This window comes from Methanocorpusculum petauri (assembly GCF_026891975.1).
Taxonomy (GTDB): domain Archaea; phylum Halobacteriota; class Methanomicrobia; order Methanomicrobiales; family Methanocorpusculaceae; genus Methanocorpusculum; species Methanocorpusculum petauri.
In genome coordinates, this window is sequence record NZ_JAPTGB010000002.1 from 43980 (window position 1) to 66487 (window position 22508).

Annotated in this window: 16 protein-coding genes; 7 read left to right on the forward strand and 9 right to left on the reverse strand. The window is 52.1% G+C overall.

Features of this window, described 5'->3' with window-relative positions; all coding sequences use genetic code 11:
* The first annotated feature begins 75 nt into the window (after nucleotides 1-75).
* Nucleotides 76-1575 (forward strand): glycosyltransferase family 39 protein, encoded by a 1500-nt coding sequence (locus tag O0S10_RS00985; RefSeq protein WP_268924018.1) that lies wholly within the window; start codon nucleotides 76-78, stop codon nucleotides 1573-1575.
* 29 nt (nucleotides 1576-1604) lie between these two features.
* Entirely contained in the window at nucleotides 1605-2345 is a 741-nt protein-coding gene (locus O0S10_RS00990; RefSeq protein ID WP_268924019.1) for a glycosyltransferase, read from the forward strand.
* A gap of 37 nt (nucleotides 2346-2382) precedes the next feature.
* Here the strand turns inward: O0S10_RS00990 and O0S10_RS00995 are convergent, their stop codons facing one another.
* On the reverse strand, nucleotides 2383-3654 hold the full coding sequence (locus tag O0S10_RS00995) for an ATP-binding protein (RefSeq protein ID WP_268924020.1): 1272 nt from the start codon (nucleotides 3652-3654) through the stop codon (nucleotides 2383-2385).
* 239 nt (nucleotides 3655-3893) lie between these two features.
* Between O0S10_RS00995 and aspS the strand changes: the two genes are divergently transcribed.
* Nucleotides 3894-5183 carry an aspartate--tRNA(Asn) ligase gene (gene aspS / locus O0S10_RS01000; protein ID WP_268924021.1) on the forward strand — a complete coding sequence of 430 codons (1290 nt, stop codon included), beginning with the start codon at nucleotides 3894-3896 and terminating at the stop codon, nucleotides 5181-5183.
* A 196-nt stretch (nucleotides 5184-5379) separates the two neighbouring features.
* On the opposite strand, the gene O0S10_RS01005 is transcribed toward aspS, so the two are convergent.
* The 6 genes from O0S10_RS01005 to O0S10_RS01030 form a co-directional block, all read right to left on the reverse strand.
* Nucleotides 5380-8814 carry a DNA polymerase II large subunit gene (locus tag O0S10_RS01005; protein WP_268924022.1) on the reverse strand — a complete coding sequence of 1145 codons (3435 nt, stop codon included), beginning with the start codon at nucleotides 8812-8814 and terminating at the stop codon, nucleotides 5380-5382.
* A complete protein-coding gene (locus tag O0S10_RS01010; RefSeq protein ID WP_268924023.1) occupies nucleotides 8814-9296 on the reverse strand; it encodes a HEAT repeat domain-containing protein in 483 nt (160 codons plus the stop codon). The genes O0S10_RS01005 and O0S10_RS01010 overlap by 1 nt, the downstream gene beginning before the upstream one ends.
* Nucleotides 9297-9300: 4 nt before the next feature.
* Nucleotides 9301-10278, reverse strand: coding sequence for a mechanosensitive ion channel family protein (locus tag O0S10_RS01015; RefSeq protein WP_268924024.1), 978 nt, complete (start codon nucleotides 10276-10278; stop codon nucleotides 9301-9303).
* 2 nt (nucleotides 10279-10280) lie between these two features.
* The gene (locus O0S10_RS01020) at nucleotides 10281-11111 is read right to left on the reverse strand and encodes a DUF432 domain-containing protein (RefSeq protein ID WP_268924025.1); all 831 of its coding nucleotides are present in this window, start codon (nucleotides 11109-11111) and stop codon (nucleotides 10281-10283) included.
* A 98-nt stretch (nucleotides 11112-11209) separates the two neighbouring features.
* Complete coding sequence (locus tag O0S10_RS01025) at nucleotides 11210-12268, reverse strand: SPFH domain-containing protein (protein ID WP_268924026.1); 1059 nt, start codon at nucleotides 12266-12268, stop codon at nucleotides 11210-11212.
* The gene (locus O0S10_RS01030) at nucleotides 12269-12733 is read right to left on the reverse strand and encodes an NfeD family protein (protein WP_268924027.1); all 465 of its coding nucleotides are present in this window, start codon (nucleotides 12731-12733) and stop codon (nucleotides 12269-12271) included. It lies immediately after the preceding gene.
* A 132-nt stretch (nucleotides 12734-12865) separates the two neighbouring features.
* Between O0S10_RS01030 and pepD the strand changes: the two genes are divergently transcribed.
* Together pepD and O0S10_RS01040 are read left to right on the forward strand one after the other, a co-directional pair.
* Nucleotides 12866-14290: a beta-Ala-His dipeptidase gene (gene pepD, locus O0S10_RS01035; protein WP_268924028.1), complete on the forward strand. Its 1425-nt coding sequence runs from the start codon at nucleotides 12866-12868 to the stop codon at nucleotides 14288-14290.
* Nucleotides 14287-15489, forward strand: a complete 1203-nt coding sequence (locus O0S10_RS01040) for a hypothetical protein (protein WP_268924029.1) — start codon at nucleotides 14287-14289, stop codon at nucleotides 15487-15489. The genes pepD and O0S10_RS01040 overlap by 4 nt, the downstream gene beginning before the upstream one ends.
* Nucleotides 15490-15514: 25 nt before the next feature.
* Here the strand turns inward: O0S10_RS01040 and O0S10_RS01045 are convergent, their stop codons facing one another.
* Nucleotides 15515-17341, reverse strand: coding sequence for a Na+/H+ antiporter NhaC family protein (locus tag O0S10_RS01045; protein WP_268924030.1), 1827 nt, complete (start codon nucleotides 17339-17341; stop codon nucleotides 15515-15517).
* 1179 nt (nucleotides 17342-18520) lie between these two features.
* Here O0S10_RS01045 and O0S10_RS01050 point away from each other — a divergent pair.
* Nucleotides 18521-18808, forward strand: a complete 288-nt coding sequence (locus O0S10_RS01050; protein WP_268924031.1) for a DUF6110 family protein — start codon at nucleotides 18521-18523, stop codon at nucleotides 18806-18808.
* A gap of 7 nt (nucleotides 18809-18815) precedes the next feature.
* Nucleotides 18816-20918, forward strand: a complete 2103-nt coding sequence (locus O0S10_RS01055; RefSeq protein ID WP_268924032.1) for a heavy metal translocating P-type ATPase — start codon at nucleotides 18816-18818, stop codon at nucleotides 20916-20918.
* 72 nt (nucleotides 20919-20990) lie between these two features.
* On the opposite strand, the gene O0S10_RS01060 is transcribed toward O0S10_RS01055, so the two are convergent.
* A complete protein-coding gene (locus tag O0S10_RS01060) occupies nucleotides 20991-22484 on the reverse strand; it encodes a RecQ family ATP-dependent DNA helicase (protein ID WP_268924033.1) in 1494 nt (497 codons plus the stop codon).
* Nucleotides 22485-22508: the final 24 nt, after the last annotated feature.

Here is a 22508-nt window from a genome sequence, read left to right on the forward strand (position 1 = left end):
GAAGAGGTGTATTACAGTAATCAAGCTAACAAAAGCATTAATGTAAGTTAATAGCTTACAATAATGTAAGTTAACATGAGACGCAATAGACAAAATAAGGCAGAGCCCAACACTGAGAAGTACCGGATAGATTCACTAACCGATATAACATGGAGCAATCTGAAAAACGTGATCCGGTACAATCACTATGCCCAGATGTTGCTCATTCTACTGATCATGGGAGGAATCCTCCGGTTTTACAACTTGGGATATAATTCCCTATGGCTTGACGAAGCATGCACCTACGACTTTGCCAAACTATCACTCGGCGGGATACTGGAACTAACAACAAAAACCGGAGATGTCAATCCACCTCTATTCTACGCAATAGAACACTTCATGCTCGTACTTGGAAACAGTGAAGTAATTCTCCGGTTCATACCTGCACTGCTCGGTGTGTTTTCCATTCCTGTGATGTATTTTCTTGGGAGAGAAATCTGCGGACGACTTGCCGGTATAATCGCGGCGGCACTTCTGACCTTTTCCACATTTCATGTATATTATTCTCAGGATGCAAGAGCTTACACTACAGTTCTGTTCTTCTTTTCCTTGGCAGTTCTTTTCTACCTTCTTGCACTGAAACGAAACTCAATACCGTACTGGTGTCTCTTCGGCATATTCTGTGCTCTGGCATTCTGGTCTCATTTTTACGTATTCATAGGAATTGGAATTATTTTCCTTCATGCCTTCATCATAAAAAGAAACGAGATTTTCAAAAACATTGCATCAATAAAACCAATCATAATCGGACTTCTCTCATTTGTTCTCCTCACCTCCCCTCTCCTGTATGGGACGATACAACTCTACTTCATGCGAACCGCATCAGCCCCCACATGGGGAATCTCCGGATTTGATGTGCTCACCCAAACAATCGTACTGTTCTCTGGAAGTCAACCGTACCTGACCGTACTCTTCCTGATCGCGGCATCAATCGGGATAGGATATCTCATGTTCGGCAAGGACAAAAGAAGTTTTGCACTGCTACTTGCTATGTTGATCATTCTGCCGTTTATTGCCAGTGTGTTCTTCTCATCAATCATGCCAATGAGTCCACGCTACCTCATCTTCGTCCTGCCGTTTTACTTCACTGCAATCGGTGCTGCATTTAATTTTCTGCCAAAAGACATTGATGCCAAAAAAATTGCTGTAATTGCAATTATTCTGATAGGTTTGGTAAGCATCCCTTACTTCACCTCGTACTATACCACTTATTCCAAAAATGACTGGAGGGGATTTTCCGAATATCTCACTGCCGAAACACAGGATGGCGATTATGTAGTAGTAATGCCCGGATACATGACACTGCCACTCAATTACTATTATGACAGTACAACAGATGCCACCCGCGAAGTACAGGCGAGCTCTGCGAAAGAACTGAGAGAGATAGAACAAAAACGAGAGAACACAACTGCGTACTACGTAGTCACCGCAGATATTTATGCCGCAAACCCGGAGGGTGATGCCCTCAACTGGCTGAATGCCAACACCAAATATATGGGAAGAAATATGGGAATCAATCTGTTCATCTCGCAATAACCCGGTACAAACAGAACGGATATTTCAACATGGAAAAACTCAGCATAATCATCCCAGTCTATAATGATCACACCGCACTTGCCAAGGCACTACCGGCATCAATTATGGTACTGGATACGTTACATCATCCATTTGAGATCATTATTGCCGAAGATGCAAGTTGTGATGGGAATTATGAAATCTCCAAAAAATTTGCAGAAACTGACAAACGTATCATACTAAATTACAGCGAGACACGCAGAGGAAAAGGCGGAGCGATCAGCGATGCCGCAAAGCTCGCTTCAGGAGACATCATCTGTTTCTACGATGTTGATCTTTCCACTGAGTTGTCCGTACTACGACCCCTAATCAATACCATATATCTTGGAAATGATATTGCAATCGGGTCGCGGCATCTCCCGCAAAGTAGTATCACGAGAACCCGCAATCGAAAATATGCGGGAAAATTATTTGTTCATCTCGCCCGTGTACTTCTTGGAAGAGGGGTTACGGATTATCAATGCGGATGCAAAGCATTCACACGTGAATCTCTGAATACTCTCATGCCATATGCCCACACACGCGGATGGACGTGGGACACAGAAATTCTTGCGCTTGCACAGAGGGGCGGGTACAAAATTGCAGAGGTCCCCGTCATATGGAAAGAAAATGATCGGACTACTCTAAAATGGATAGACACGTTCAGAATGGGATGGGAAGTACTTACGTTCGCATGGAGGATTCGAATTTGTGGGCGCCACCCCCAAAAGAACACTCATCCCAAAAAATAGAGGAAACCACATCTGACCGTCACTTCTTTTCCCCCCATTAATCCTTCAGACATCCCAGCGGCACAACGAATACACCGTCATCCCGGCGATACGCAATCTCTGTGCCGGTCAGAATCATCAGAAAAGACGGTTCACGCATTTTATCAGCATCAACCTTCTCTTTCAGCATCAGCAGATGTTTTGCCGCCTCCTCTATCTCCTTTGCACCGAGTTTCACCTCAATTGCAGCCCATCTGCCATCATTCAGGCACACAACCGCATCAGATTCGAGACCTGCAGCATCGCGGTAATGGAACACCTGCCCGTCAATCGCCTCCGCATATACACGAAGATCGCGATCGCACAATGACTCAAAGAGGAAACCAAAATAACGAAAATCATCCAGCAGACGCTCTGGTGTAAGACGCAGAACCGCCCCGGCGATGGATGGATCAATAAACTGACGTTTCGGAGATGTACGAACCGCAGTTTTGGAACGCAATGCAGGATTCCATGCAGGAAGATCCTCGGTTACAAAGATGCGGCTCAATGCATTCAGGTACTGGCTGATGGTTTTCTCAGATACACTTTCGTCCCCGCTCCCCATCGCAATATCATCGTGAATGGTCTTTATGGTCGCCAGTGTGGAAATATTTCGGGAAAGAGAACGCAGCAGTGCACGAACTCGCACAGGATTTCGTTCAATACCATCCACACGGGAAACATCAGTATTGATGATTGCCTCAACATAATCTATAGCATGGCGCATGGCATTCTTTTCCGTATCACCGATAGAAGCAGGCCAGCCACCGCGAACAATGGCAAAAGCGATCCGTTCAATAGTCAGCTGGGAAAAACTGTCAATCTCTGTCGTACCGTCGAAAAGATCTTTCAGTGACACACTGCCATTGGACTCCTGTGACTCAAACAAACTCATCGGGCGCATCATCAACCGGGAAATTCTCCCGGTACCGGTGTGTTGTACAACATCATCCTTCGGAACAGCAGAACCGGTCAGAATAAACTGTCCTGCTTCACCCCTCTGATCTACAGCAAATCGTACCGCATCCCACAGGACAGGAGCGGTCTGCCACTCGTCCAGCAGACGGGGAGTGGCGCCTTTCAAAAGCAGAGACGGTTTGGTATCCGCCGCTCTCAGGTACGATGCCTGCATGTCAGGATCCTGCAGATATAACTGACTTTGTGAGACCTGGGTTGCCGTCCAGGTTTTCCCACACCATTTTGGTCCCTCAACCAGTACAGCACCGCTGGAATCCAGTCGCTCCCGAAGGAGTTTATCCGCAATACGCGGCAAGTATTTCCGTTTCATGTTTCCGAAATCCGCTCTACAGTTTCATCCCTGCCGTAGGTATTACACTATTGACTTCCGAAAATATCAACATTTCACTTCCGATATTGTGAACATTTTACTTCCGGAAATGTTGAGGATCCACTTCCGAAAATAGTATCCGTCCGGCCCCGTGACCACAGAGGCACGGGGATACAAACCTCCCGTCCGCCCCGCGGCAAACACTAATCTATCCAGACCGCAAATAATACAGAGATTTTATGCGCATCCCAATAAAAGACGTCACCCCCGACTGTGAGCGTGCGGAGATTGCCGGATGGGTTCACGAAGAACGTGACCTCGGCGGTCTTACGTTCCTCCTGATCCGCGACAGAACAGGAATCCTGCAGGTAACCATCCCCAAGAAAAAAGTCAGCCCCGAAGTACTCGCCGCAGTCAAGGAAGCAAGCCGCGAGTCCGTCATCTCCTGCGAAGGAGTTGTCAAGGCAACCGAAAAAGCTCCCGGAGGACGCGAGCTTGTTCCGGATACCCTGAAAGTCATCTCCCGCGCCGCAACCCCGCTGCCGCTGGATGTCTCCGAAAAAGTACCGGCAGACCTTGACACCCGTCTGGACAACCGCTACCTTGACCTGCGCAAGCCCCGCGTCAACGCAATTTTCCTGATCCGTAACGCAGCCCTTCGCGCAGTCAGCGAATATCTCTGGGATCACCACTTCACCCAGGTCCAGACCCCGAAGATCGTCGCAGCCGCAACCGAAGGAGGAACCGAACTCTTCCCCCTCGCGTACTTCGACAAGGAAGCATTCCTCAACCAGAGTCCGCAGCTTTACAAACAGATGCTCATGAGCGCAGGATTCGACCGTGTCTTTGAGATCGGCCCGATTTTCCGTGCCGAAGAACACAACACCGTCCGCCACTTAAACGAAGCAACCTCGATTGATATCGAGATGTCCTTCGCCGATGAACAGGACGCCATGAAAGTGCTCGAAGAGACAGTCTCCTATGCCTACGGAAAAGTCGCCGACACCTGCAGCAACGAACTTGCCGTCCTTGGTCTCAACGACTTCGAAGTTCCGAAGACCCCCTTCCCCAAGATCACCTATCAGGAAGCAATCGACATCGCAACCGCCAAGGGCGAGACACTCGTCTTCGGCGATGACCTCTCCACCGCCGCGGAAAAGATCGTCGGCGACGAGATGGGCACCATGTACTTCATCACCGAGTGGCCGTCATCAACCAGACCATTCTACACCATGCCGTTCGAGGACAGACCCGAAGTCTGCAAAGCATTCGACATGATGCACCCGAGAATGGAGCTCTCCTCCGGTGCCCAGCGCTGCCACATCTATGAACTGCTGGTCAGCCAGATCAAGGCAAAAGGCCTCAATCCCGATGCATTCGAGTTCTATCTCAACCCGTTCCGCTACGGCATGCCGCCGCATGCAGGATGGGGACTGGGTGCAGAGCGGCTCGTCATGACCATGCTCGATCTCCAGAACATCCGCGAAGGCGTACTCTTCCCCCGCGACCGGCACAGAGTCAGCCCGTAAAAAAATCAACCCCCAACTATTTTTTTTCTCAGCATCTTTTTCAAAAATAATTTCGCAAAAATAGTTTCAAAAAATGAGTGCCCGCCAACCAGGCTTTCCGCAGCCGCGAAGCGGCAAGTGCATCGGAATTTTTCGTTTCTGTCAGGGGGACGGAGCAAAGCTCCGTCCCCCTGACATTAGAAACGGGAAATTCCGATTAAAAGAAATCCGAAAGATCCATCTGCTGCTTCTCTTCCTGTCCGAACGTTGACCAGATGTTCATCTCCGTCACCGCAATACGCTGGTTCGTGTACTCCGACAGCTGATAATGCTCGGCCATATACTTCGCAATCTCCAGATACTTCGTCACATTCCCCTTGTGCATCGTCGCCTTCAGAACCGCACCGCACTTCGTACACTTCCCTGAGATCGGAATCCTGCGGAAACTCGTCTTGCACCGCGGACAGCGGAACGACTGCTTCGAAAACGAACGAAGATTGCCGATCATATCCGGCATTAAGTGACTGTTAATAATCCTTTCCGCAAGATCATCCGTTTCCACCGCACGAATCCGATCCGCAAGTGCCAGCTCCGCCTTGATCTTATCCGTCGTACCTTTCAGAATCGGATTCGTGTACATCGTATCCAGTGGCCCTTCCGAGATATCGCGGGTATCATGCGTGAAGGAAAAACCCTCGAACTGTCCCGGCTTCCCGACCCGGCTCTCCACATGATCCACCACCTTTTCCAGATTTTTCGGCGGTGTGTAGGTAAGGCACGCCTCATACACCGCAAGCGGATAGTGATCCATTACATCCACGTTCAGCGTCTCCTTATCCACCTCCTTCGGGTTCAGCGTCGTCGTCAGAACAAGCGGCGCATCCATCGTACCACCGCGGGTACTCGGCAGGAAAGAACGCGAAAAGTTCACCAGACCATCCATCAACAGCATCACGCAGTCCTCATCCCCGTCACAGTTCCGCCGCTTTGCCGCATGATAGAACGGGTGGGCGTACCCCGCCTTCGCCTTCGTAAACCCGATCAGCCGGGCGAGAACGCCCGCACTCGTATGCGGGGCGAGACCAAGAATCAGCTGGCCCACCAGATCCTCAGGTACCTCCGCATGATAAAACGCCGGAAGACCGTACAGCTTCTCAAGAAGCTGATCCATGTACTTCGCCACCCGCACCAGATACTCGCCGCAGTCCTCAGACACCAGAATATCCTGCGGGTTCAGCTCCACCACCTGATCCGAAGAGACCAGCTCCTCGCCGTGCATATCCTTCGTGTATCCAATCTCGCGAAGTTTTTCGACGGAAACCGCAATCTCCGCAGGCCGGAAATGGGTGAGCGGCAGATCGATCATATCATAGCGTACCGTACCGTCACGGAACACATACACCTCGTTTGCCGCACGGAGAATTCCCTTCTCCAGCGGCTCAACCACACGTTCCCTGGAGATAAGACCGCGGACACCTTTCAGTTCGGGAATATCGTTCGCCGAAATACCGGTAACCGCAAGCGCCGCATTGTACTCCTGCCGGAGACTCAGCACACTGTCCTTCTGGCAGACAACCGGAGCGCCGCACCGCGGACACAGCTCCTCACCCGGCTGGGCAAGAGTGTTACATCGCGGACAGCGGTACACCGCCTCGGTGTGTGCGCCGCAGTCCGGACACCTGCTCTTGTAAGTCACCGCACCACAGGACGGACACTTCCTCTCACCGGTCTCCACATGAATCATGCCCTCAACCTGACCGGTTGTCACCGAGGTTCCCGAAAACACATCTCCCGACAGATTCGCATTGCAGACCTTCGCTGCGTTGTCAATCGACCGTTTCATACCGCCGGACTCGCCGATGGGGAAGAGAACATGCACCGGCGGCTTCATTTTGCGGGGAGCGGACTTGCCGGGCCGCCCCATTCTTCCGCCGATGCGGGTTCCCGCCTTTGACCGCATCTTAATGCCCGAAAGATGTTCGGCCATCACAAGGCCGTTCGTAAACGGCGGCAGCGTATTCCAGTTCGCATTCTTCTGAAGATCGTAGGAAAGTCCGAGTCCCGCAATCAGCACCAGGGGTGTTTTGATCACATAGTTTCCGTCCGCAACCGTGTGCGGGACAAGCAGCTCTTCAAGAACGGCCTTCACCTCAGGATCAGCGGGAATATACAAAACGCCGTCACGGACGGACCCGGTCTCCGCGACTTTGTCGGAAAGAAGACGAATCTGATCCTCCGTGCAGTCATCCCAGAACCATGTGTAGTCGGGATGCAGATACGCACCTTCCGCAACAAATGAAACGGCTTCGGCTTCACTCCCCGGATGACGGAGGCCGCCTTCCAGCCTCCACCACTCCTCGCAGTAGCTCGGCGGGGCAAGCACATGATTATTTTCAAGGAACTCGCCGTACGAGATCAGAATCTCGCCGACATCAAGGATGTACTCGATCTCCTTTGCATCAACATACCTGTTCGCTTCCGCAAGCGTATCGATACGCAGTACCTCTCCCGAGGTCAGGCGGACCGTCGGGCCTTCGATCGTATCGCAGGGCACAACACCACACGCCTTACCGGGACGCTCCACCTTCATCTGCGTACCGACCGCCAGATAATCATCCAGCACGTGAAGTGTTGCCGGATTAAATCCGCAGGTTGCAAGACCGGTATTCCGCCCGCGGCCCAGCCGCAGGCGGAAACCCCCTTTTCGCATCGGGTAGGAAAACGGCGGGCGGCCTGCAAGCATATCCCGCATGTACTTATCTTTTGGATGAATACCCGGCTCTTCCTCCTCCGACGATGTAGATGCCGCTCCTGATATCAGTGTCTCCAGCCATTCCCAGCCGTCGAGATGCATCTTCGCCACGTTCTTCTGAATTTTTGGTGCTTTGAGACCGATACCTTCCGCAATCACGAGGCACATGCCGCCCCGGACAACATTCGTCTCCACCCGCTCAAGATTCCGGTATCCGGAGATCTCCTCCTTCTCCGTCGGTTCGCCGTCGATGCAGACCGGGCAGTTGCGGATAATGAGACGGATGTCATCATCTTTGGGGAGATACTGCATACTCTGAATACCATTGTACTGCTTTAACTCCTCCACATACCGCTCGATCTCCTCATCACGGGGTTTGTAGCGATCAAGATTCAGGAGGCGGCGAACGTAGTCCCCGACCAGCACCGACAGTGCCTGAGCAGTTCCGCCCGCGGAACGGATCGGCCCTGCATAATAGATAACCAGATACTCAGAACCGTCATCATTTTTCTTGATGCCGACTTTACCAATACCCTCCGTCGGTGCAGCGACGACACCTTCGGTCAGAAGAGCCATCGACGCACGAATCGCGTGATCCAGAATCTCCTCGCGGGTCGTCTCCCCGAACTCCCGGGACACAAACGCATCACCGATTTTAAGCGATGCCTCCTCACGACTCATCCGTTCCTCAAGCTCACGGATGCGGTCGGCAACACCCTTGTAATTCAGCAGCGCCTCAACTCTTCCTGCAAGATCGCTTGCAATCGGAATCTCCACCTCCGCACGTGGATCAAACCCCTTCGCCTTTGCAGCCTGCGCAATCTCCATCGCCCGATCGAGTTCACTGATCAGATGATCCAGATACGCACGATACCGGGGAGACGTTGCAAGTTCAGCCATTATTGGTAATCAAAGATATTGAGCTTCGTCAGCGTCAGTTCAGCACAGAGCTTCACCTGCGGATCATCGCCAAGAGCCGCCTCGATCAGCGCCGGAACCGCCCGGGCCTCCAGCCGTTCCAGAGCGGCTGATGCCATCCCGCGGGCACACGGATTATCGGAGGAGAAGAGAGAGATAAGCGGAGGTACCGATGTATCTCCAAAGGAGGCAAGAACCGCACCGAAGTACTTCTGCACATCCATATTCTTTTCCATCTCCGCATACTCAAGGAGAAGCGGCGTGATCTCCGGTCCCATCTTCACCAGTGATCTTCCAAGGTACCAGCGGGTATCAAGGGTTCCGGACCGGAGTTCGGATATCACAACCGGTACAATCTGCCCGGGATTTGTTCGTCCTGCTGCAGCAATTTTTTCAACTGCGGCGTGACGAACATCAAGATCTGCATCTGAAAGAGCAGTCAGCGCATCAGTAATATCTGTCATTTTCTTATCCTCTGTCCACCTGTTTTGCGGCATCATCACGGTTCATCTTCGGCGGGGTTGCGGTTTCGGGGTAGGCAAACTCATCCTCGGGCCCCTGATCTGCTGCATTGATCGTATCCTTTCCTTCCCAGATAACCAGCTGTTCAAACGGAATATCAATATCCGCCGCACGAAGAGCTTTGAAAATCTTCCAGAGAAGATCTTTTCTGGCATCCCACCAGTACCCGGACGGCGACCAGATGCGGACGACCAGATTCACCCCGTGTGCACCAAGCTCGTCCACATACACATCCGGGGACGGTGACTTCAGTGCATACGGATGCTTATCAATAACTCCCCTGATGACCTCAATGGCTTTTGCTGCATCATCCGAGTACCGGATGGATACCAGATACTGGAACCGCCGGGCAACATGGGCAACATAGTTGGTGATGTCAGAGGTGAACATGGTTTCGTTCGGGACACGGACGTAGATTCCCTCGTAGGTCCGAAGAGTAGTGGACATCAGACCGATATCCTCCACATATCCCTGGGTCCCGTTGATCTTGATGTTGTCGCTGATGCTCACCGGCCGCTCAAACATAATGAGAAGACCTGCCACAAAGTTTGAGAGCGTGTTCTGACTCGCAAAACCAACGGCAACCGCGACAATTCCTCCCGCAACCATGAGACCGCTGAAGTCGATGTGCAGCAGAGGACTCATTACCAAAAAGCCGATGAAGTAAATCACCCAGCGAACAAGTTTCTGCACGAAGATGATGTTGTTCTTCTCGATTTTGCCGGTAAACATCCGGTTCACGATCCCGCTGAAGACTTTTGCAACAATCAGCGTACCGATCAGAATGATACCCGCACCAACAATGTCCCCATACGTGATGCCGTTAATGAGAATGGTATCAAAAAATCCGGTACCACCGTCATCAGAGCCGCTCAGACCGCCGAAGATGCTGTCATAGATCACAGAAAGGTTCAGATCCGCCATGTTCAGGTCAACCCCGCGTCCATAATAAAGGTACTGTCAATAAGTGAACCGGCGGCGTTGGAGAAGGATGCAGAACGCCGGGGTTCGTACATCCGCAGGGATCGGGTCATACCTTCATGAAGAGGGCGGGCAACACCGGTAACCGCAGCAGTACCTCCGGGGGTGATCACCATCTCAGCCGCCATGGAAACAAAATGCTCGTCAAAGTACACCTGCATTCCTTTTTCGTGAATAACCGCACGCGATACGTTTATCCAGTCATCGGTGGTGTTTTCGATCTGCAGACGGAGCACACCTTCCAGATAGTTTCTGACACGCGGAGGATAGGAGAAGACACCGGATTTGTGCCACCGGGTAATAACCCCGCGGTTTGCATTGCCATACAATGAGTACTTCGGGGTTTTGAACGAGACAACGTCGAGAATACTGGTGACCCCGGAGGCCTGAATAAAGACCCCTATTTCAATCGGGAAAGTCAGGAAGAGGATGCTCGTGCCACGCGGCTCGATCATGACCTCGTCGAACCGGATCTCAAGATAATCGGTAACAGCTTCGGGAAGGTACAGGGGTTCGACGGGATGAAGGAGCATACGCCCTTCCTTGACACTGACATTGGTATCCCGTTTCCATTTGCCGAGTTCCCGGTGATAGTGGTACATGTCCAGTTTCTGTTCAATGGAGATGCTAAGGCGGGAAAAGTTGATCGCATAATCAAAGGAAAACGCTCCGTAGTTGAAAAACGGCATGTCCTCCGCGGGTTCACCGGCGTTCTCGGGAACGGGTACGGAAACAGGAATTTTGTCCCGGGCAGTACGGGAACGGGTTATTCGCATGCGTGCTATGATTTGCCCTCCGGTTATTGGTGATCAGGTAGGCGGGAAGACTATAATGCAGTTTCGTATTGGACAGGAAAGAAAAAAAGTGAGGAATGTCAGGTTGAACCGGCAAGCGGAACATCATCGGCCGCAGCCGGATCGGCTCCGGGACTCTCCGGAGGTTTGACGGACTCAACCGCTTTTGTGATCTCTGTGGGGTCGGGAAGATCGCCCAGAATGCTTTCATCGAGATCGATCTGCGGCGTGTCGTCGGTGTCAACGAGATCCTCGGCACCGAGGAACTTTGCACCCTGCTTGATGAGGCTTGAGACCTCGAACGGGAAGATGATTTTGGTTGCCTGACCGTCGGCCATTTTTTCCAGAGCGTTCAGGGAAAGAACGGTGATTGCACGCTTGTCCAGAGGGCGGGACCCGAGTGCCACAATCCGCAGACCCTGTGCTTCTCCCTGGGCCTGCAAAATTTTGCTCTGACGCTCACCTTCGGCACGGAGAATCTTACTCTGCCGTTCACCTTCGGATTCAAGGATCATACTCTGACGGAGACCTTCGGCTTTGAGAATGGCCGCACGCTTCTCTCCGTCCGCACGAAGAATTGCCGCACGCCGTTCACGTTCGGCTGCGGTCTGTTCAGTCATGGCCTGTTTGACGGCACCGATCGGATTGACCTCCTTGATCTCGACACGCTCAATCTTGACGCCCCACTGATCGGTTTCTTTGTCCAGAATGTCACGCAGACGGCGGTTGATCATGTCGCGGTTGTAGAGAACTTCATCAAGTTCCATATCACCGATGATACCACGAAGACTGGTCTGCGCAAGGGCGACGGTTGCCTGACGGTAGTTGGAAACTTCGAAGTATGCGCGTTCAGGATCCATGACGCGGACGTAGATGATGGCGTCCACATCGGTCGGCGAGTTGTCTTTGGTGATGACCTCCTGAGACGGAACGTCAATAACCTGGGTCCGGAGATCAAGTTTGATCACGGCCGTGATGAATGGTACGACCCATTTGAAGCCTGGGTTCATCTGACCGACATAGGTTCCGAGACGAATAGCGAGACCTTTCTGGTACGGCTGGATGATCACCACGCCTTTGGCAAAGATGTAGAGAATAATAATGATCAGTACGATGGATATGAGAGTGAATGCGTCCATTTAGCGGACCTCCTCAACAGTCAGATGAACGCCGGATGCGGCAGTCACCTGTATTTTTGTTCCGGGCGCAAGTACTGCGCCCGTGCTTTTTGCGCTCCAGATAACACCGGAGATGTCAACCTTACCGGAGATGGTGTCAGGGACCACGGTCACGGTAACAACACCGGCCTTTCCGACGATAGTATCCTGACCGGTGGTCACCGGCGTCTGATCGGGAGAGATTCTCCGGTAGATGAGAACACTCACCGCAGCCGCAACAACTGCGGCAAGTACAGCGATGCCGACACCGACGGGAGAGGCAAAAATGTCAACACCGGCAAGAACCATGAGTCCGAGAACGATCATGGCAGTTCCGGGAACTGCCATGAAAAATCCCGGCGTTGCCGCTTCGATGACAAGGAAAGCCGCTCCGGCGACGATAAGAATCCACGGGAATACCGCGGGATCCAAGAGTGTTTCAAGCATGGTATAATGTAGTAATAGCGGGGGAGAGGCAATAAAGGATAGGTTCGTGAAAAATTGTTAACCCCGCCGGAAAAAGATGATTATTTCCGGCATCCAATACATTGCAACCAATACTTCGCTCAGGAACCCCTCATGAATCACGGACACGTTCTGCAGTACTTTGAAGAGATCACCGGAATTCCCCGCCCCTCCGGTCACGAGGAAAAAATACGGGAGTATCTTCTTTCATTCGCAAAGAGTCACGGCCTTTTCGCAAAAACAGACACAGCAGGAAACGTCTGCATCAGAAAGCCTGCGGCAAAAGGCTTTGAAAACTCAGCCGCAGTCGTCCTGCAGGCGCACATGGACATGGTCTGCGAAAAGGATCCGGCAAAGGCGATCAACTTTCAGACCGATCCGATCGAAACCGTAACCGAAGGGGACTGGATGCATGCATGCGGAACAACGCTTGGTGCGGACAACGGAATAGGTATCGCCCTTGCGCTTGATGTGCTTGCCGCAGATATTCCCGCAGGACCAGTTGAGTGCCTGTTCACGGTGGAAGAGGAGACCGGACTTACCGGAGCAGAAGCCGTGTGCCCTGATTTTTTCACGGGAGCAATGCTGATCAATCTTGACAGCGAGGAGGAGGGAAGCATCTGTACCGGATGTGCGGGCGGCGTGGAAACGTTTGCCGCAATTTCCTGGAAACCTCTCGCAGCACCAATAAACGATGTGTATTACCGGATCGACATTGACGGACTCACCGGCGGACACTCCGGAACGGACATTCATCGAGGACGAGCAAACGCGATTAAAATTCTTGCCGCATTCCTGCACCGGCTCCCGGATGCAGCAGTCTGCGAACTGTCCGGAGGTAATCTGATAAATGCCATTCCCCGCCACGCAACCGCGGTCTTTGGTGTTTCTCCGGAACAGACCGCTGAGGTTGAGAAAATGTTCGCGCAGTTTAAGGAGGAAATGATCTGCGCTTGGAGCAGTACTGATCCGGGCATCTCGCTCTCCCTCCTCCCCGAATCTCCACAGGAACAAGCGATTCCTTCCGCCGCAGCAATCATCGACGCTCTTGATGCATGCCCGAATGGTGTTCTTGCGATGAGCAGAACTATTCCGGGTCTTGTGCAGACCTCAACAAATCTCTCCTCGATCAGGATGCAGGACCGTTCCCTGATCATCGCAACTTTTCAGCGGAGCGTGATTGAAGAGGAAAAACGCGAAGCCGCGAAGATGGTTGCAGCGGTGTTCCAAAAATGCGGTGCGGGAATTACCTCCAGAAACGAGTACCCCGGCTGGACACCCGATCCGTCCTCCCCGCTGCTACAGATGGCAGCCGCGGTTTATGAAGATCTCTTCGGCACCGAGCCTGAGATCACGGCAACACACGGAGGACTTGAGTGCGGACTGTTCCGTAGAAATTATCCCGTACTTGACATCATCTCAATCGGGCCGAACGTTCTCGACGCCCACTCCCCCAAAGAACGGCTGCAGATATCATCAGTTGAGAATGTCCGACGGTTCCTCGCAGAACTGCTCAAAGAGATCGGGACAGCTGCATGAAGGATGCTGTTGCCTCTCCGCTCGATATTTTTCAGCTGCATCTGGGCGATGCAGATCATGCATTTCTTCTCTCCATTTCTGTGAAGCTATCCGGGATCATTGACGAGGGACGCCTTCGAAAGGCAGCAGATCGGGCAGCAGCTGAGATACCGATACTCACCAGCCGCTATGCAGGAAACCTTCTGGGAGGATGGTTTGTGAAAGGAACAGAACCGATTCCGATCACGATCACCTCTGAACATCCCGACCGCGTGATGACTGCACTCTCTTCGTATGCAGGACCACTGTTCCGGATGACTGTCTGTCGGAACACGACTGACACCATTGTGTTCTCTGCAGCACATCTCTTAACCGATGCACGGGGAGTTCTGTCAATCGCCGCACGGATTGCAGCGTTGTACCATACTCCGACACAAAAAAATTTCAAAGAAATGGATCGGACTTTATCGCCGGTGTTCAAAAAATTTTCCGCGGAAAAACTTCAGGAACTTTTTACTCAGGAACGCGATCGTTCTCCGGAGGCACTTGCCGACAAAAAATATTTTGAAACCGGATCGGATCCAAACGCAGAACTGACAATCATCCGGGAACAGTGTTCTCCTGAAACACTTACAAGGATGAAAACAGTTGCAAAATTTCACAAGGCAACGATTCATGATCTCTTGGAAGCTGCATACGGAACAGCACTTCGTGACTGGCTGACGGAACAGGGTATCCTGCTTGACATTGTCCCGCTCTGTTCAACCGCCGATCTCCGCCGATACTTCCCGGAAGGCGAACGAGATTATCCGATGAACTATACCGTCGCCTACTGGTCACCGATCCGCTGCAGCAAAAATATTGCGGAAACCCTTGCCCACACTGCAAAGATGTCACAGGATCTCAAACAGCATGCAATAGGAGTCGGAGCCGCCCGGCCATTTTCCGGACCGTTCCTGCATGACGACGACATTGGGAGATTCGCCGGAGTACCGTTCCTCACAAACCCGGGGATAATTCCTGATGAAACGATACACTTTGGTGACAGCATCCGTGTTGAGGAGGTGGAGTTTCAGGGTGTAATCGCCGGAGGGAATGCTTTCTCCGCAGGAGCGTGGACGTACAACAACACACTGCACCTGAGTATCTGCGCAGGAAAAGATGCGGATGCAGCAGAATACATTCTCAAACGTACCGGAGAGATTCTCCGCGGGCTGTAAAAAAAGAAAAAAATATTTTGGAAGATTACTCCACCAGTTTTTCTTCGTCAGGTTTCCAGGTCGGAACTTTCTTTCCGAGAACGAACAGAACACCGACAAGAATTGCCATCGTAATCAGGAGGGTAATCCACACACTCATGCCGAATCCGACAATGATGTAACCGATGACAACAACTGCTGCAATCGTTAAGGCATACCACAACTGCGTGTCCACGTGATCAATCAGACTACACCCTGCTCCCATAGAGGAGAGAATGGTGGTATCCGAGATGGGTGAACAGTGATCTCCGAAGATTGCACCGGTTAATACACCGGACGAGCAGACAACAATGTATGAGTAGACGGAGGCATCCGGCATACCGGTCGAAAATCCCGCAATTGCTGCGGCGAGCGGAATAACGAGCGGCAGAAGAATTGCCATTGTTCCGTATGCGGTTCCCGTTGCAAACGAGATGATGCCGGCAATGATGAAGATGAGCGCTGGAACAATCCACATCGGCAGGGACTCGGACAGGGCTCCGACGAGATAGTGTGCGGTTCCCAGATCACCGATGATCGAGCCAATCGACCAGGCAAGAATCAGAATGATACACACATACAGCATCGACTTCATGCCGTGCGCCCAGGTCTCAATACCGGTCTTTAAGGTAAAGATCTTCTGGGCGAAGCCCATCACGATGGAAACAATACAGGCGAGGAGTGCTGCCTGGAACAGTACAATACTTGCGTCAGAGGAACTGTAGGCTTCACGCACCGAATCAAGGAACCCGAGCTGGACAAACTCTTCCGCGGAGATTAAACCGTTGCCGGCCATGATTGCATCTGCACCATTGGTGAAGAACAGAATCAAAGCAGAGACGATCAGCACGCCAACCGGAATGATGGCATTCCAGATGTTTGCCGGAGCTGCCTTTTTGGAGGTTGCGACAACCGCGTGATCCTCTTTGCAGATCTCCTGATCTTCGACAGGAACGGCATCGTCGTCCTTCTCCACCTCAGAACCAGGGCGGATTGTCGCACCCGTCCGGCGTGAACGAAGTTCTGCGGTAAGCATCGGGCCGTACTCGCGAAGGAGCATTGCAGAAGCAAACACGAAGAAGAGTGCTAAAATGTTGTAGAAGCGGTAGGGAATCGTGTCGATGAAGATACTGTATGCGGAAACACCGGTGATGCCGGCGATTGCAAGACCTTCATTGATGTTCACCAGCTCGGTTCCAATCCAGGTCGAAATCACAAAAATACCTGCGATTGGTGCTGCCGTTGAGTCCACAATGTAGGCGAGACGCTCGCGGGAAATGCGGAACTTGTCACAGACCGGCCGCATAATGGGACCGACGATCAGGGCGTTTGCATAGTCATCGAAGAAGATGACAAAACCCATGATCCATGTTGCAAGCTGTGCGGTACGCGGACCTTTCGCATGCCGTGCCACCGTTTCGGCAACGGCACGCATGCCGCCCATGCGGGTGATGAGTGCAATCAGTGCACCAATCACAAGCACCTGCATAATAATACCTGCATTCCAGCGGTCCGCAAGGGTGCCGATGAAGTACTCGGTGGAACCGAAGAATGCTCCGCCAATGGCGCCCAGGATGTCGCCGCCAAGAAGGGCAAGCATCCATGCACCGGAGAGCACGCCGAGGAACAGCGAGAGAATGACATTTCTTGTGAGGAATGCCAGAAGCAGTGCGAGAATCGGCGGTATCAGCGTCCAGATTCCAAGAATCTCAGCATACTCTGCTGCAGATCCCCCCTCGGGAGCGGCGCCGACAAGACCGGTTGCAAGCGGTATTGCAAAGGCGACGATCACCACAATCAGGGCGATGATATCAACCATCTTTGATTTTTCCATAAGAACACACCTCAGGGTAAAAATACCTGAATAGGAAAGATATTAAACGGCACCGTATTTATGAGCTTTGGCTTACCGTGCGTTGCATTGAAATTCGTTTATTTGAAAGCCAATGTTCGTCATTGATCGTATTTTAGCCCACGGAATCCTAAAAAAATGTATTTCCGTGATTTTCTTGTATGTTCCGTGATGTTGTGAGCCACAAAGTGGCGAACGAAGCAGGACACGAAGCGGCATGCGGCTGAAAAGTTCCGTGTGTTTCGTGTCTTCCGCGGGTGACTCATGAATAAAAATGCAAACCCGGCTTACCGATCTCCGGCGACAGGCCAAAGGAGTACAAACGATGCGCATAGCCGAGTAAAAACAGAGAAGATACGTGTATTACTGAGGTTTTTTGGGAAATAGGTGAGACTGCACGGCAAATCCGAATGTATTCAATGCAGTCTCCAATGACAGAAATTCTCTGAGTCGCGTCTCTCCTGCTGCCGGAAAGAGACAACTTAGTACATAGGTTCGATACACCTGACAAAACACCACCATGTCGGTGATGCCGTGTTCGTTTTCGTACGCTATGTTTGTGGAAACAGGAATGTTTTCTTTAGGGGGGTAAACATTTCACCGTTCCAATATACCATTGTGGGTTAGGTAGTAAAGAATACCGCCCGAAGATTATTTGGAAATAGGGCAAAAACCAGTGTTATCCCTAACGATCGTTTATTGACAGCAAACATTCATCACGGATCGTATTTTCCGCGGGAGTCAGGATTCCAGGAAAAAAAAACGCAAAAACCAAAAAAATGATACGGCGGGTGGGAATAGTTTGCATGGTTTTTTCCGCCGAGAGAATATTGTGGACACGGGCATCGGGCGATAACACCGCCCGTTTGCCGGACGAATGGATAATCCATGAAACGTGTATTCACTTCACTTCTGTATCATCTCCCTCTCTTTCGCATCGGTCGCGGATGTGTTCATATCGCATACAAGGGTAATGGGAACACGAATGTTCCTATTCAGTATTTATACGATATTAGGCAGATAAATGTCCTCTCCGAAAATTATTCGGAAAAATGGGAGAGAAAACCCTATTTTGGTAGGACGAAATAGTTTCGTAAGAGGTATAATTCCGAAAAAAATTCGGAGACGTTATTTGTCAACCTAACAGGAAACCTGTTAGACATGGTACAGATTCAAGACATCATGAAAGACCAGAAAACCTGGCTTTTCCTTGGCGGCGTCGCCGTCGGGGCAGCAGCAGTAACCATCCTCGGCAGTAAAGCCGCACGCGATCTGGCGATTGCCGGGCTTGCCCAGGGAATGAAGATGAGAGATGACGCGGAAGCAGCCCTCAGCAGCATCAAAGAGGAGGCAGAAGACGCATACGTCCAAAAGTTCCGGACTCTCGCTGGAGATGACGACGGGAAGTGTCCGCCGGCTGAGATCGAGGTAAAAAAGATCGAGATGTAAAACTCTTATGCAGTATACCATTACCCATGAGCTTCCCGGACGCATGCGGCTCCGGGGCAGCATGTATGCGTTTGACCTGGGCGAAAGTGTTTCGCTTGAAGAGTACCTTGCAGCTGTACCCTATGTACATGACGTCTCGGCAAATCCGAAAAACGGCAGTATTCTGATCCTCTATCAGCGTGACTGCAGAGGTGAACTTCTCGCGCTTCTCACCAGTATCAGGATCAGCAATCTGCCGGAACCCTCACCCTGTGGACTGGAAACCAAACGAACCGATGCAGAATTCGTTCGTGATCTTTCGCTGCTGCTGTTCCGGCGTTTTGTGATTCGTCCCCTGCTTCCGCTGCTGCTTCGCCGGATTCATACCGTGTTCCGTGCGTGCGGCTACTTCCGGGACGGAGGCTCAAGCCTTCTGCACGGCAGACTTGACACCTCGGTTCTGGATGCCTCGGCTATTGGAGCTGCAATTGTTCAGGCCGATACCAAAACGGCAAGCTCGATCATGTTCCTGCTGCGGCTTTCCGGTCTCCTTGAGGATTACACAAAGAAACGTACCCGCAATGCTCTCGTTCACAGCCTTGCAATTAATGTTGATCGTGTCTGGATCAAAACCGGCGACGGAGAGATGACTATCCCCATCTCCCAAGTCACGCAGGGCGATCAGGTGATCGTCCGGACCGGAACCCTGATTCCAGTCGACGGAACGATCTGTTCCGGCGATGCGATGGTAAACGAATCCTCCATGACCGGCGAACCTCTCCCGGTCCATAAATCGATCGGTGCAAGCGTGTATGCAGGAACCGCGGTGGAGGAAGGAGAGATTGCAGTTGCCGTCAGATCCCTCGGCGGCGAGACACGCATCAACAAAATTGTGGATATGATTGATCAGTCCGAAGCGCTCAAAGCGGATGTGCAGAACAAAGCAGAGCAGCTTGCGGATGCAATTGTTCCCTACAGTTTTCTTGCGGCAGCAGGTGTGTTTCTGATCACCAGCAACCTGACGCGGGCGCTGTCGGTGCTGATGGTTGACTACTCCTGCGCTCTCAAACTCTCCACGCCGATCTCCGTCATTTCCGCAATGCGAGAAGCATCCGGGATGAACATCATGGTAAAAGGAGGGAAGTATCTGGAAGAGTTTGCACTTGCTGATACGATCGTCTTTGACAAGACCGGGACGCTCACCGTTGCAAGTCCGCGGGTTGCCGGCATCCTCCCCTTTACTGGTTATACCGAACGCGAGATACTGCGGACTGCCGCGTGTCTTGAAGAACACTTCCCGCACAGCGTTGCACGGGCCATTGTCCGCAAGGCCGAGGAGGAGAGACTCAAGCACTGCGAAGAGCATGCAGCGGTTGAGTATGTGGTCGCACACGGTATTGCAACCCAGTTGCACGGGGAACGGGCGCTCATCGGCAGTGCTCACTTCATCTTTGATGATGAGGGCGTGCCGCTTGGTGAAGAGGAGCAGAGAGTGATTGAGCTGGAGAGTGAACACGGCAGGTCTCTGATCTATCTTGCCATCGGCAGAAAACTTGCCGGAATTATCTGCATTGAGGATGCACTGCGTCCGAAAGCCGGGGAGGTGATCGCATCCTTACGTGATCTTGGTATCGCAAACGTGGTGATGATTACCGGCGACGGTGAGGCGACCGCCCGCGCGGCCGCATCCGTACTCGGCGTTGATACGTATTACTCGCAGGTACTGCCGGAGGACAAAGCGGCGATCATCAGTGATCTGCGGGCTTCCGGCAAGAAGGTTATCATGGTCGGTGACGGCGTGAATGACACACCCGGACTTGCGGCAGCGAACGTCTCGGTTGCGATGAAGGATGCATCAGACATTGCTCAGGAGGTAGCAGACATCACGCTGCTGTCGGCAGACCTGCAGGAACTGATTCTGCTCCGGCATCTGAGCAGAAGACTCCTGAAGCGGATCGACACGAACTACCGGTTTATTCTCGGATTCAACACGGGTCTTCTGGTATTCGGTCAGCTCGGCGTTCTCACTCCGGCAGCAAGCGCACTGCTGCACAATGTGTCCACGATGGGTATCAGTGCAGGAAGCATGCGGCCGCTCTTACGCGAAACAGAAACTTCCAGATGCTGCTAAGGCAGCATCCCTCATGTTTTCAAAAGATATCCGGAAATTTCTTTTTTGGAAATCTCCGACTCTGCAAAAAAATTATTTTTCTGTGACGCAGAGTTTCATCACCGCATTTCCTTTGAGACAAAGTTTCTTTGCAGCGATCAAATCCTGTACTACCCCCATGACCTCGGAACGTTCATGATTTTTTGCGGCACCGTAGAACGGGTGCGACGTCAGGCCGGAACTTTTCGTATGGGCACGATCCAGACCGAGAAGAAAGGAAACAAAGGAGGAAACGGTCATCTGTCCTGAAAGACTGTCTGCCGCATCGTACACAATTCCGGAGAGATCACCGGAAGGAGCAGCAATCTTTTTTGGTTTCGGTTTTATGCGATCGCAACGGTCGCAGTTGCCGCACGCAGCAATCTCCTCGCCGAAGTAGGAGAGCAGAACTTTTCTCCGGCATCCCGGGGTTACGCAGTAGGAGTACATATCAGCGAGTTTTTGTCTTGCGATGCGCAGTTTTTCCGGCTGGGAGTACTCACGCTCCAGCATAGAGGATATTTTTGCCCGATCACCGGAAGAGTAGTAGAGGATACAGTCGGCATGACCACCGGCACGACCGGCACGACCGGTCTCCTGATAATAGGATTCAAGATCCTTGGGAAGATGCGCATGAATGACGTAGCCGACATCCGGTTTGTCAATTCCCATGCCGAACGCGATCGTTGCACAGATAACCCGGATGCTGTTGTTGAGAAACCCTTCCTGAATGCGGTTGCGTTCGGGTGTCGGCATTCCCGCATGGTACGGGCTTGCCAGAATGCGGGAGCGCCGGAGGCGTTCAGCAATCTCCTCGCAGCTTTTGCGGGAAAAACAGTAGATAATTCCCGAAACATTCGGATGCGCGACAACATAACTGACAATCCGCTGGACACGTACCGAACCGGTCGGTTCTTCGTACACCTCGTACCGGAGATTTTTCCGGTTGAAGCTGCCGACATACTCGCGGGGGTTTTTCATACCGAGTTCGCGGACGATATCTTCCCTGACCCGTTCAGTCGCGGTCGCGGTCAGGGCGATAACCGGCACAGCCGGAAATTTTTCCCGGAGCGTTTTGATCTCCCGGTACTCGGGCCGGAACTGATGTCCCCACATAGAAATACAGTGGGCTTCATCCACCGCAAAAAGTACAACACGGCAGCGGGAAAGCGTTGCGGCAAACACAGGGGTTACCGCACGTTCGGGCGAGACATAGAGGATGCGAACCGTTCCCGCGGCAATTTCCTTTTCAACCCGGCGCCGCTCGTCATAGGTCTGGGTGCTGTTGAGCGTTTCCACCCGGACACCCTGTGCCGAGAGAGCGTCCACCTGATCCTTCATGAGCGCAATCAGGGGAGAAATGACAACCGTCATACCGTCCAGCATCATTGCCGGAAGTTGATAACAGAGGGATTTTCCGCCGCCGGTTGCCATGACAGCCAGAACATCGCGTCCGGCAACCACATCCTGTATGATCTCCTCCTGATTGGGCCGGAATGTCTGATGGTGGAAGAACGCTTCCAGAGTTTTTTGGATGTCCTGCGTCATGCACTTGATTACTGGTTAAGTTAT